The organism is Butyricicoccus sp., from assembly GCF_050872565.1.
Taxonomy (GTDB): domain Bacteria; phylum Bacillota; class Clostridia; order Oscillospirales; family Butyricicoccaceae; genus Butyricicoccus_A.
In genome coordinates this window covers 1-12,165 of record NZ_JBNMHC010000026.1, presented here as the reverse complement: position 1 = coordinate 12,165, position 12,165 = coordinate 1, and the positions used below count along the sequence as shown (strand labels likewise).

The following is a 12,165-nucleotide window of genomic DNA, read 5'->3' as shown; positions in this document are numbered from 1 at the left end:
TCTGTCTTTCATGGTAAATTATCGTCATTTCTTTGTATTATTTGGTATTTTCGTTCTTCTATTTTTATTTTTGCTCACATGGTTTTGATTTTTTGTCCCGTGCATCTTTGTACAATCTGTCGCTTCTTTTTTCTTTTTTCTTGCGTTCTCGTACACGCTTTTCGCGATTTTATCAGATAAATTGCTATTATCTAAAAATTCTCCTATTTTTTCGCACAATCTTATTTTGTATTCATTGTCGAATCGTCGGCGCTTCTTTGTTTATTTTTTCACGAGCGACAAAGCACGATTTCTTTGTTTTTTCTGTTATTTTTTCATATTGCATGATTTCTTCGTTTTATTTCTCCCTCAAAAAACAGCAAAATCTTGTCTTTTCTATGTCACTTTTTATAAAAAGTATTCTCGTATGTATTTTTTGTCCCGATGCCGTTTCGACAGGAATCCATGCCATAAAATCTCGATTTCGATGGAATCTCCCCAATCTTCGTTTTTTCAACAGAATGTGGAAAAACAATTTGCCTCATACGCATAAAGAAAAAACCAATATTCCACTATCGTCTTCTGCTTTACAAAGCTATCTGATTTTGGTACACTTGAGGTAAAGATACGGGTAACTGCTGATTATAATCAGCACTCGTTCACATGGAAAGGAGTCCATATAATATGTCTTATGGTATCAAATCCCCTGCGCGCTACATGCAGGGCAATGGCGAGCTGGCAAATCTCGGCAAAAACGTCAAGAAAATGGGTGAAAAGTTCCTCGTCCTCTGCTCCCCGAACAACAAGAAGCGCGTCGGCGCACAGATCGAAGAAAGCCTGAAGTCGGTAGAAAAGGAAGTTGTGTTCTGCGAGTTTAACGGTGAGTGCACCAAGGCAGAAATCACCCGCGTGATGGATGTCGTAACCGAGAATAACTGTGATGTTGTCATCGGTGTCGGCGGCGGCAAGGTCATTGACACCGCAAAGGCTGTTGTCACCAATCTTGGCGGCTACCAGCTGGTTATCATCCCAACCGTTGCATCCAACGACTCCCCGTGCAGCGGCGTTGCGGTTATCTACAACGACGAAGGCGTTGTCATCAAGGCTCTGATGATGAAGCGTAATCCGGATCTCGTTCTGGTTGACACCGCAGTTATCGCACAGTCTCCGAAGCGTCTGCTCGTAGCTGGCATGGGCGATGCGCTGGCTACTTGGTTTGAAGCTCGTGCCTGCAAGGCATCCGGCGTCAAGACCATGGCACGCGGTCAGTGCTCCAACACTGCTCTGATGATGTCCAAGCTGTGCTATGACATCCTGATTCGTGACGGCGCCGGTGCGCTGGAAGCACTGGAAGCTAAGCAGTCCAATGATGCACTGGAAAATGTCGTTGAGGCTTGCATTTATCTGTCCGGCGTCGGCTTTGAGAGCGGCGGTCTGGCAGCAGCCCATGCCATCAACGATGGTTTTGCCTATGTTCCGCAGGCACACGGCATGTATCACGGTGAAAAGGTTGCCTTCGGCACCATCGCTCAGCTGGTTCTGGAGCACGCTTCCGAAGAAGAAATGAACGAAGTTCTGTCGTTTATGAAGCTGGTTGGTCTGCCGATGACGCTGGCTGATCTGGGCATCACCGATGTCAAGGAAGAGGAAATCCGCAAGGTAGCAGAAGCTGCTGTTGTTCCAACGCAGTCCACTAAGAACCTGCGCAAGGACATCACCGCAGACGAAGTATATGCGGCAATCATGGAAGCAGACAAGATCGGCACAGCATTCAAGGCATAATCTTCTCTGCTCTTTTGTCAGACAGGAGGGAATATCATGGCAACGGCTTACAGTCCAGACAGGGAATTTCACCTGAAAATCAAGACAGGAGATGTCGGCAGATATGTGATTCTGCCCGGCGATCCCGGACGATGCGAAAAAATTGCAGCTCTGTTTGACAATCCGGTAAAAATCGCATCCAATCGCGAATTCACTACGTATACCGGCACATTGGACGGTGTTCCCGTCAGTGTGTGCTCGACCGGCATCGGCGGCCCATCGGCAGCCATCGCCTTGGAAGAGCTGGTGCACTGCGGTGCCGATACCTTTATCCGTGTCGGCACATCTGGCGGTATGCAGCCGGATGTGTTGGGCGGCGATTTGGTCATCGCGACCGGCGCCATCCGCATGGACGGCACCGGTTCAGAATATGCACCGATTGAGTATCCGGCCACGCCGCATTTCGATGTCGTGCAAGCTCTGCATCAAGCAGCTTCACAAGCAGGACTGCGCTTTCACACTGGTGTTGTCCAGTGCAAAGACTCGTTTTACGGGCAGCATGAGCCGGAAAACATGCCGGTCTCCGCAAAGCTGGAGCAAAAATGGAAAGCTTGGCTCGGTTGTGGTGCGCTGGCGAGTGAAATGGAATCCGCGACACTGTTTATTGTCGGTGCGGTGCGCCGCGTGCGTGTCGGAACGATTTTGCTCGTGCTCGGCAATCAAACCCGCCGCGCCATGGGGCTGGAAGATATTCAAGTACACGATACCACGCAATGCGTGCAGACCGCCGTCGAAGCGCTGCGGCTGCTCATTGCCTCTGACAAACAAAAACAAGCATGACAAAAGGCAGGAGCGTTTGCTCCTGCCTTTTCGCTTGCTCTGTGTTACGGATCGACCAAAATGCCAATGCCAACCAGTCCCGGACCGGTATTGATTGCCAGTGTAGCAGTGATCTGATCTTCTGCTACAATTTTGCCCTGCTTGATGGTCTTTTTCAAAAGCGGTTTGATTGCAGCGGCCTCTTCCGGCGCACCGCCATTCATCAGTGCCAGCATAGCTGGTCTGTCGTTGCAAAAGGCTTCTACATGATGCAGCAGCTTTTCCTTGGCTGCCTTTGCGCCGCGGATCTTTTCCACGGTATAGTACGAGCCTTCTTCATTGCACGAAATAATCGGCTTAATCTTGAGCAGACTGCCTGCAACCGAGGCAACGCCGCCGATGCGGCCGCCCTTGCGCAAATACTCCAGCGTGTCCATATAAAAGAACACCTTGGAATCCTTGACCTTCCCGCTCAGCTTGGCGCAAATTTCCTCAAACGGAACATTTTTGCTCACCTGCTGTGCCGCCCAAATGGCCAGCAGACCCGAACCAATCGAAATATTTTTGGAATCCAAAATAAACGAGTTGAGTTCCGGATGTTCTTCAAAAACCAGATGTGCCGTATGGCAGGTACTGCTCAGTTTGCTGGAGATAAAGATACCGATGACATTTTCATAGCCTTCCTCTTTGATCTCCTCGACCATGTCATAATAATCCTGCATCACCGGTGTAGAGGTATGCGGAATTTCCTCCGGAAAACGCTTGTACACATCATATGCCAGCGCAACGCTGTCCATATAGTGCTCATTTTCATACGATACGCGCAGACGGAGTACCTTGATGTTGTATTTCTGAATCAAAGACTGCGGGACATCGCAGCCAGAATCAACGAGAACCACTGTCTTGTTTTTCTTCATGACACATTCCTCACGATAAAAATAGTTTTGATAACCATATGTTATAGTATTACATATCCACCGTTTTTTGTCAAGTATCTCAAACATTCTGTAAACAACTTCCGGATCTGCTTGCCTGTACGCGCAATTTCTGTTACTATGGGTTCATAAAGGAGTTGATACTATGACGAACACCGAAAAACCGACTTTACATCTGACACCGCAGGAAATCGAATTCTGCATTTCCGCCCTGCAAATCGAAATAGAGAATGTTGACCACGACACACAAACCAATGAGCTTTCCGAGGCCGACTGCAAAGAGCTGGATGCTTACGCACAGCGGCTGGGTCATATGCAAGATCAGCTGCTCACCGGACAGACGGAATTCCGTCCCAATGCGCTGCTCCCCATCTATGATTTAATCAAAAGCCAGCGCAATGCCATCAATGACATTCTTGACAACGAAGCGATGTCTCTCGACATGCGCCAGCAGGGACAGCAGCATGTGCGCACAGCAAACGCCGTTTTGCGCAAGCTGAAAAAATATCTTCAAGAGTTTGAAATTGACGTATAAATCATATGATACATAACAAAAATAGGTTTTCTCTTTTTTCTCAGAGAAAACCTATTTTTTATCTTACTGTTTTGCTGTCTCTCGATTATCCAAGCGATGTTCATACGCGCCCCAGCGTCCGCAGCTGACCAATGATGCCAGCAGCGCGAGCAGCGAAAAGCCAATCCAAACCGCAATCGCCGCGCCCCAGCCGAAATTCTGTGCCACTGCGCCGACACCAAAGCTGGAAATGGCGGAGCCGACATAAGCCGAGCAATTCAAAACACCCGTCACAGACGAAGCGCGTCCCACCACGCCAAAATGTACCGGAATCAAGTTAATCAGCATGATATTGGCACCCGTCATGCAGGTGCTCGCTACCGTCAATAAAATCAGCGACAGCACCGCACTGACATTGCACACCCAATCCAGCGCAAACAGCGACACAATGGTGACAGCGAAGAAAGCAGCGGAGGCTTTCAGCTCGTTCTCCGTCCACTTTTTCGGCAGTGCCTTGGTGAAAAAGACGCCGAGCATATTAAATACCGGAATGATAATATCCAGAGCAACCGATGCCGATGTGCCGAAATGGAAATTCTGCGTCATCAATGTCGGCAGCCAAGTCTGAATGCCATCGCGCAGCATACCGTGCGTCATAGCCGGAACGGTTGCCAGCACAATGCCGGAAATCAGCAGCAGACGCAGCATATTTTCCTTTTTCTGCGTTTGTTTCGGCTGCAGCTCAATGACTTCGATTTCCTCACTGGTTTCGATCTGTTTTTCAAACCAGCTCATGCGAATCATCCAATGAATGCCGGTAATCACAATCATCGCACCTGCCAGCAAGAATACACCGCGCCAATTCCAAACCGTCAGCAGAACGGTTGCCAACACATAGGCGAGAATTGTCGCCAGCGGATAGGTCACCGCGATGTTATTGCAGCATTTTTTGCGCTCATCCGGCGGCATCTGTTCGGCAAAGATGCGCGCAATCGGCGACCACATCGTAGACTGAAACAGTCCATTGAGTGCCCATACGACTAGCATCACTGCATATTGTCCAGTGAGTCCCATGATAAGATTCAAAATACCCGAACCAATCAAACCCACAAAAATCATCTTTTTCGAGCTGATGCGGTCACCGATCAAGCCGCTGAAAATCTGTGACACACCGTACACGACAAACAATGCTGTACCGATGAGTCCCGCCTGTGCTTCGTCCATACTGCCATTGGCAATCAGGGCAACCATCACGGCAGAATAGCTCATTCTGCCAAACAATGCGATGATATAGGTGATGGCACACAGCCAAAACATCTTGCCGGACACCGCATGGGGACACACGCGGCGTTCAAGTCTCGTTACCATATCTATACTCCATTTCTATTCTCTGTTTCTTCGTACAAATATAGAGTATAGACGCAGGCAAGACTTCCGTCAATCCGCATTCCGCCGTTATTCCTGTATAGATTCTTGCGATTTTCCGGTAAAATGCCCACTCCTCTGGTCATCAGAAAAGTGGGCATTCTTTTTTAATAAATCAAATTGTCTGGGTCAAGTTTCGACCAGCCGCAGCCCTGCAAATCGCCGATGATTTTCATATCTGCTTCTTCGAGAGAAAAATCAAAAATCTGGCTGTTTTCTGCAATTCTGGACGGTGTTACCGACTTTGGAAGCGGAATAACACCGCGCTGTACATGCCAGCGCAGAACGACCTGAGCGACGGTCTTGCCGTACTTCTTTGCCAGCTCCTGCACTTCCGGAACAGAGAAAATGCGTCCGGTAGACATCGGGCTCCAGCCCTCAACGACCATATTATGTTCGCGGCAGTATGCAATCATGTCATCCTGCGGCATACCCGGATGAATTTCAATCTGATCGACCATCGGTGCGATCTCGCAATGCTTGGTCAGATTCTCAATATGACGCGGGCGGAAGTTGCTGACGCCGATGGCTTTGATCTTGCCTTCGCCGTACAGCTTTTCAAAGGCGCGCCAAGTCTCCACATTCATTTCTTCCCAGTTGTCGAAATACTTGCGGTCATGCGGCCAGTGAATCAGATACAAATCCAGATAATCGGTCTGGAGCTTTTCCAGCGAACGCGCAAACGCATCCAGCGTGCTCTGATAGCCCTGATGCGGGTTCCACAGCTTACTGGTCAGGAAAATGTCTTCACGCGCAATACCGGATTCTGCAATCGCCTTGCCGACACCAGCCTCGTTGCCGTAAGCTGTCGCCGTATCAATGTGGCGATAGCCGACGCGCAGAGCCTCTGCGACGGACTTTTCTGCTTCTTCATTTGGTGTTTTCCATGTGCCGAAGCCCACACACGGAATGGATGTTCCGTTGGAAATCGGAATACGTGTCTGTAAATTCATGGACGTTCCCTCCTGTTGTTTGTTGCTAGGTTTAGTATAGCACATTAGACTTATACAATGGAAAGTCTATATTCATCGCTTAACTTTTGCTCAAGAGTTACAATTATATCAGCAAGTTCGACTTTCGCTTGCGCGTTAAGCCCTAAACTTTCAGCAATTCCATTTGAATCAGTGCTTACACGTGTATCAAGAGATAATTTCAGGTGATTATCTTTTTCTTTCAAATCATACGAATGAATGTGAACCGGGTCACCTACTCTCGCTCCTTTTATATGAGCGAAAGAAAATTGTTTATTAATATAGCTGAAAAAGGGCTTTTGGATAATCAACACAAGGTGCTTATTTAAATTTTCAAATGTCTCGGACTTATGATGCATTTGAATCAAAATAGTTTTGGCTGTCATTTTCCAGTTCATACCAAACTTGCGCGGATTATCTATATCAGCAACGTCAACATCAAAGCCATGTTCTTTAAGTAGCCTTTGACGTTCAGGCCATACGGTTCCTGTTGTATCCATAGTCTGAAATTCGATACCAATGAAATCCTTTACTTTTCCGTCTTTGGCTGAAACTAAAAAATAATCAACATTTCCACCTGGAATTGCGACTTCAGGAATAACATACAATTCGTTTCCCGGTTCATGAAGTGTCAGAAGATGCAAACAATCAATAAAGACTTGATTGTTTGCAAGTAATCTGTTCGGACAGATAATAATATTATTATCTTGATAAGAAACAGTACAGGTTCCTATCGCAGTATTTGAATCGCTTTTTCTCGTTTTATAGCACTTTTTATGCGAATAGGGACATATTTGAGTTTCTAAAGCTAATGTAAAATCTGCTACATCATTACAGTATAATCCAAAAAGTTCTTTAACTTTACTCATATTTACTTAATCCTCCGTCACAGGCAATGAACTCTGTTCATTGCCTAAACATCCACAACGTTTTCTTGCAATATCAATATATTCATTTGCAATATCAATACCAATAGATTTTCGTCTAAATTGTTTAGCAACAAAGCATGAGGTGCCTGTCCCAACAAAAGGATCAAGGACTATCCCTGACGGAGGACATGTTAAAATAATGGGTGTTTTACACAAATCTTCCGGATATGGTGCAAAATGAACTTTACGCCCTTGCGTATCTTCTGGTATTATGTCCCAAATATCACCCGGCTTACTTCCCTTAGAGTTATATTTTAGGAAATAAAAACCTTTTTCATGTAATTCTTTAGCCCTACCAGAAACCTTTTCTGAATCTGAATGCGTTGTGCGTTGTGCACCTCTGATAACCATTCTAAAATCAGAAACTTCTCCACTTTGAACTTGTTTAAGAATTTTTTCTAATTCAGCATAGGCGTTTGCTTTCTGTTCTTCTGTCAGTTCTGTTGACAATTCAATTTTACGCTTATACCTTACCCCCGAAACCCCTGTTGCAGATACAACTGCACCATTCACAACTTTTGTTGATTTCGGCGAATTTCTAATGCAATCAATATCATAGTAGTAACCTTTACTTTGTTTCACAAAATGGAAAAGTGGTTCATAGGTATTGCGCAACTTGTCAGTTGAATTATCTAATCCTCCTTTAACTTTATTCCATATGATTGTATTACGTAAAATCCACCCGTTATCGGTTAGCTCGATCGCAACTCTCCATGGAATATTGAGTAGATTTTTGTTTTTATAACTGTCGCCTATATTTAACCAAAACGAACCCGTTGGTTTTAATATACGATAAACTTCCATGAAAATCGCAATTAAAGAAGATATGTATTTTCTATAGTCTTTTTCTAGTCCTATACCACCATTAGCATACTGCCTCTTGTTCCAGTAAGGTGGACTTGTGATACAGCAGTCAATAGTATTATCAGGAATACTTCTTAATACCTCAAATGAATCTCCTACAAGAAATAGCGGATTTATGCTGTTGTTCTCTATATACTTTTTAACATCACTGTTCATTGTTTGTTTCTCCATTAGATATATCGAATGGGTGTAAAATCTTATTATAAGAATATCACATCGCCAAACAAATCTCAATGCGATTGATAACAAAATTTTATTGCTTGTCCTGTCCACTCTCGCTCATCTTGCATTATCTTTTATATCTTATAGATGCTAAAGCACAGCACCCGCCCTCTGTTATCAGAAAGCGGGTGCGGTTGGAAATAGAATAGATAAATAAAGAATAGGGGGGATTTATCTTCACAGGGAAATTCCCTGCAAAAAACTTAGTTTTTGATCTCTAGCAGATCCTGCGATGCCTTGACGGTACCGGAAGCGACTGCCTTGATCTCCTTGTAATCATCTGTGTTGCAGACGATCATCGGTGTGGTGCACAGGTAGCCAGCTGCCTTGATGGCATCCATATCGAAGGAAACGAGCAGATCGCCCTTCTTGACGGTCTGGCCTTCCTTGACATGCGCTTCAAAGCCCTTGCCGCCCATCTTGACGGTATCAATGCCGATATGCAGCAGCAGTTCGACATCATCATCGACAGACAAGCCAATCGCGTGCTTGGTCTCAAAGATATTGACAACCGTGCAGTCAGCCGGAGCATACAGCTTGCCTTCGGTCGGCTCAATGGCAACGCCATCGCCGAGTGCACCGGACGCAAATACTTCATCCTTCACCTGATCCATCGGTACAACCGTACCATTCAGATGCGCGCCGAGTACCCAAGACTTTGCCGCGCCAGCCGGTTCCGGCTTCGGCTCAGGCTTCTTTTCTTCCTGCGGCTGCCGTTCCGGCTCGCCCATCAGAGCAGCTTCAGAAACAGCACCGGCACGAATCTGTTCTACCAGTTCTTCCAGATTGGACTTAACAATCGTTACAGACGGACCATAGATAACCTGAATCGCATTGCCCTTGATGACAACACCGGATGCACCGGTTGCCTTGAGCAGCGGCTGATTGACCTTATCGCTGTCTACCAAGGTCAGACGCAGACGTGTTGCGCAGCAGTCAATCTCTGTGACATTGGCAGAACCGCCGATGCCCTTCAGAACGTTAACAGCCTTCGGATCAATGTTTGCATCCTTGCCGCCTGCAACGCCGATGCCGGTAGCCTTACGGTATTCGTCCTTGGTCATCATCTTCACTTCTTCGCCGTCCTCTTCACGACCCGGCGTCTTCAGATTCCATTTCAGGATGAAGAAGCGGAAAATAAAGAAGTACAGAATAAAGTAAACAATAATAACAGGAATCAGCATCATCCAGTTGGATTTTGCCTGACCCGGCAGAACGCCGTACAGAATAAAGTCAATCAGACCATCCGAGAATGTAGTACCGATGCAGATTTGCAGGATGTGGCAAATCGCGAACGATGCGCCAGCCAGTACAACGTGTACGGCAAACAGTGCCGGAGCAAGGAACAGGAACGTGAACTCGATCGGCTCAGTAACGCCGGTCAGGAATGCAGTCAAGGCAACGGAGAACAGCAGGGAACCAGCTTCCTTCTTCTTCTCCGGACGAGCGCAAACATACATAGCCAGTGCAGCGCCCGGCAGACCGCCCATCATAAACGGATACTTACCAGTCAGGAAACGGCACGCGTCTACAGAGAACTTGACCGTGTTCGGGGATGCCAGCTCAGCAAAGAAGATGTTCTGTGCACCCATAACGGTTACGCCGTCGATAACAGCGGTGCCGCCAACGCCGGTCTGCCAGAACGGCATATAGAAGATATGATGCAGACCAAACGGAATCAGCGCACGCTCAATGCAGCCATACAGGAAGGTTCCGAAGTAACCGGAAGCCTGAACCAGACCGCCCAGCGCATAAATGCCGTCCTGAATGATCGGCCATACAACAAACAGAATCGCACCGGTGATAATCGCAAAGACCATGCTGACAATCGGAACGAAGCGCGTGCCAGCGAAGAAAGACAGCGCATCCGGCAGCTGTGTCTTATAGAACTTGTTGCACAGCACAGCGGTAATCAAACCAGCAATAATACCGCCGAATACGCCCATCTGTAAGGTTTGAATGCCTAGAACATTCGCAATTGCGCCTTCCTTGACACCTTCTGCGATTTGTCCATCGACAATAGAGCCATTTAACGTCAATAATACATTGATTGTCGTCAGCATGATGAGATAGAAAATGCCTGCCGACAGAACTGCAACGCCCTTTTCCTTCTTCGCCATACCAAGAGCAACTGCCAGCGCAAAAATCAACGCCAAGTTGCTGAAAATGGCATTGCCCGCATAGTTGAGCATGAGCATAATCGAATACAGCAGCGTACCCGGATGCAGAATGCCACTCAGACCATAGGTAGCAATGGTTGTCTCATTTGTGAACGAACTGCCGATACCCAGCAGAATTCCCGCAAACGGAAGAACGGCGATTGGCAAGAACAATGATTTACCAATCTGCTGGGCAGTGGCAAATACGACACTGCTCTTTTTTTCTTTCATAAGATCTCCTCCTCTTTGTTTGGCTTTTTGTGATACATACTATCAGTATGTCCCGAAAATATAAAAACCCATACCAATCTCACAAAGACATACCAATCGTGTCGGTATGTGTTTTGTAAGACTCGTATGGGTTTCGCCCAAATTAGGTAACGATCCCAAATCCGAATCGGATTTTGATCTTCTCTTGTTATGCGCCCATATTGATGCGCTTGAGGTGAATCGTAAGATACACCAGTTCTTCGTCGGACAAGGTTTTGTCCCACGTATTTTTTAGATAATCTGCAATGCGCTGTGCGCACTGATAATGCTTTTTACAGCTGTAAGCAATCATCTGGCGAAAATTGATGTCATTTTCATCGCTGTTGTCCGGCAGGGTCTTGCCCTGAAAAATCCGCTTGGCAAAATATCGCAGATGCACGACAAACCGACTGAAATCCAGTGCCTGTCTGTCAAATTGCTTGTGATAATACGCTTCTACGACATCAATGCATCCATCAATCAATTTGGTGATGTCATACATCTCCGACATGTGCGTATTCAGCTCGGCATTGACGATATGCAGCGCGATAAATGACGCTTCATCCGCATTCAGCTCGATGCCTGTTTTTTGTTTGATAATATCCAAGCAACGGCATCCCATCTGATACTCCGTCGGATAGTAGCACATAATCGAGCCCGCCAGCGGATTGGTAAATTCAATCCCCTGCTGCTTGCGCTGCATCGCAAAGCTGATATGGTCGGTCAGCGTAATGAGCAGTGACTCATTGAGTGGCTGCGTGATGTGCTGTTTAATCTCAGCAATCAGCTGTTCTGTCAACAATAAATCCTCCATCGGAATTTGCTGCACCAGCTCACGCAGCTTGCGCTGTTCCTGCTTATCCACCATGCGATAGGTTTTTTCGATTTTGTTCTCGTCAATGGTTTCGCCGGTATGCTTTTGGAAGCCAAGACCTTTTCCGGTAACAATGACTTCATTTCCTTCTTCGTCGACTGCGCAGAGGATATTATTGTTAAAAACCTTTTTTACTTTCATACCTCTGCCCCTTCTTCGCCAATCAGACAAAAAAATAAACCACCTCTACACAGCAATCCTCTTTAATACGATAGATCTCGCGCTGTACAGAGTTGGTTACGCCCGCCTGACCGGTAACATTCCAACGATTCCGTTTACGTTGTATAAATAGTAACATGTTTTTCAGAGCATGTCAAGAAAATATTCACAGTTTTTTCATATTTTCTTCTTTTTTGGCAGAGGCAAAACAGGTCCGGCTTTCTCACCTTGTTCTGTTCCCACGGGCGGGAAAGTCATCTGGCGAAAGCGCGGCTCTGTTTTGTTTTATTTCATTTGAAATCATA

General features: G+C 46.4%; 10 protein-coding genes. 3 read left to right on the top strand and 7 right to left on the bottom strand.

Annotated elements, in window-relative coordinates:
* The first annotated feature begins 663 nt into the window (after nt 1-663).
* Complete coding sequence (locus tag ACR0P9_RS02425; protein ID WP_432617258.1) at nt 664-1,761, top strand: glycerol dehydrogenase; 1,098 nt, start codon at nt 664-666, stop codon at nt 1,759-1,761.
* A gap of 36 nt (nt 1,762-1,797) precedes the next feature.
* Nucleotides 1,798-2,580, top strand: coding sequence for a uridine phosphorylase (gene udp / locus ACR0P9_RS02420; protein WP_432617257.1), 783 nt, complete (start codon nt 1,798-1,800; stop codon nt 2,578-2,580).
* A 44-nt stretch (nt 2,581-2,624) separates the two neighbouring features.
* Here udp and ACR0P9_RS02415 read toward each other — a convergent pair whose 3' ends face one another.
* Entirely contained in the window at nt 2,625-3,476 is an 852-nt protein-coding gene (locus ACR0P9_RS02415) for a DegV family protein (RefSeq protein ID WP_432617256.1), read from the bottom strand.
* Nucleotides 3,477-3,639: 163 nt separating this feature from the next.
* Here ACR0P9_RS02415 and ACR0P9_RS02410 point away from each other — a divergent pair, with 163 nt between their 5' ends.
* Entirely contained in the window at nt 3,640-4,029 is a 390-nt protein-coding gene (locus ACR0P9_RS02410) for a hypothetical protein (protein WP_432617255.1), read from the top strand.
* Between the two features lie 63 nt (nt 4,030-4,092).
* Here ACR0P9_RS02410 and ACR0P9_RS02405 read toward each other — a convergent pair whose 3' ends face one another.
* The 6 genes from ACR0P9_RS02405 to licT all read right to left on the bottom strand — a co-directional run bounded on the left by ACR0P9_RS02405 (nt 4,093) and on the right by licT (nt 11,842).
* Nucleotides 4,093-5,376, bottom strand: coding sequence for an MFS transporter (locus ACR0P9_RS02405; protein WP_432617254.1), 1,284 nt, complete (start codon nt 5,374-5,376; stop codon nt 4,093-4,095).
* A 164-nt stretch (nt 5,377-5,540) separates the two neighbouring features.
* Nucleotides 5,541-6,386 carry an aldo/keto reductase gene (locus tag ACR0P9_RS02400; protein WP_432617253.1) on the bottom strand — a complete coding sequence of 282 codons (846 nt, stop codon included), beginning with the start codon at nt 6,384-6,386 and terminating at the stop codon, nt 5,541-5,543.
* A gap of 50 nt (nt 6,387-6,436) precedes the next feature.
* On the bottom strand, nt 6,437-7,273 hold the full coding sequence (locus ACR0P9_RS02395) for a NotI family restriction endonuclease (RefSeq protein WP_432617252.1): 837 nt from the start codon (nt 7,271-7,273) through the stop codon (nt 6,437-6,439).
* A 6-nt stretch (nt 7,274-7,279) separates the two neighbouring features.
* Nucleotides 7,280-8,353, bottom strand: a complete 1,074-nt coding sequence (locus ACR0P9_RS02390) for a DNA-methyltransferase (protein ID WP_432617251.1) — start codon at nt 8,351-8,353, stop codon at nt 7,280-7,282.
* 269 nt (nt 8,354-8,622) lie between these two features.
* Nucleotides 8,623-10,809, bottom strand: a complete 2,187-nt coding sequence (locus ACR0P9_RS02385) for a glucose PTS transporter subunit IIA (protein ID WP_432617250.1) — start codon at nt 10,807-10,809, stop codon at nt 8,623-8,625.
* A gap of 187 nt (nt 10,810-10,996) precedes the next feature.
* Nucleotides 10,997-11,842 carry a BglG family transcription antiterminator LicT gene (licT, locus tag ACR0P9_RS02380; RefSeq protein WP_432617249.1) on the bottom strand — a complete coding sequence of 282 codons (846 nt, stop codon included), beginning with the start codon at nt 11,840-11,842 and terminating at the stop codon, nt 10,997-10,999.
* Nucleotides 11,843-12,165: the final 323 nt, after the last annotated feature.

Bases quoted from the DNA above. Each gene is read 5' to 3' on its own strand.
- licT (WP_432617249.1), bottom strand. From the start codon at position 11,842: ATGAAAGTAAAAAAGGTTTTTAACAATAATATCCTCTGCGCAGTCGAC.
- ACR0P9_RS02395 (WP_432617252.1), bottom strand. From the start codon at position 7,273: ATGAGTAAAGTTAAAGAACTTTTTGGATTATACTGTAATGATGTAGCA.
- ACR0P9_RS02385 (WP_432617250.1), bottom strand. From the start codon at position 10,809: ATGAAAGAAAAAAAGAGCAGTGTCGTATTTGCCACTGCCCAGCAGATT.
- ACR0P9_RS02405 (WP_432617254.1), bottom strand. From the start codon at position 5,376: ATGGTAACGAGACTTGAACGCCGCGTGTGTCCCCATGCGGTGTCCGGC.
- ACR0P9_RS02425 (WP_432617258.1), top strand. From the start codon at position 664: ATGTCTTATGGTATCAAATCCCCTGCGCGCTACATGCAGGGCAATGGC.
- udp (WP_432617257.1), top strand. From the start codon at position 1,798: ATGGCAACGGCTTACAGTCCAGACAGGGAATTTCACCTGAAAATCAAG.
- ACR0P9_RS02390 (WP_432617251.1), bottom strand. From the start codon at position 8,353: ATGAACAGTGATGTTAAAAAGTATATAGAGAACAACAGCATAAATCCG.
- ACR0P9_RS02410 (WP_432617255.1), top strand. From the start codon at position 3,640: ATGACGAACACCGAAAAACCGACTTTACATCTGACACCGCAGGAAATC.
- ACR0P9_RS02415 (WP_432617256.1), bottom strand. From the start codon at position 3,476: ATGAAGAAAAACAAGACAGTGGTTCTCGTTGATTCTGGCTGCGATGTC.
- ACR0P9_RS02400 (WP_432617253.1), bottom strand. From the start codon at position 6,386: ATGAATTTACAGACACGTATTCCGATTTCCAACGGAACATCCATTCCG.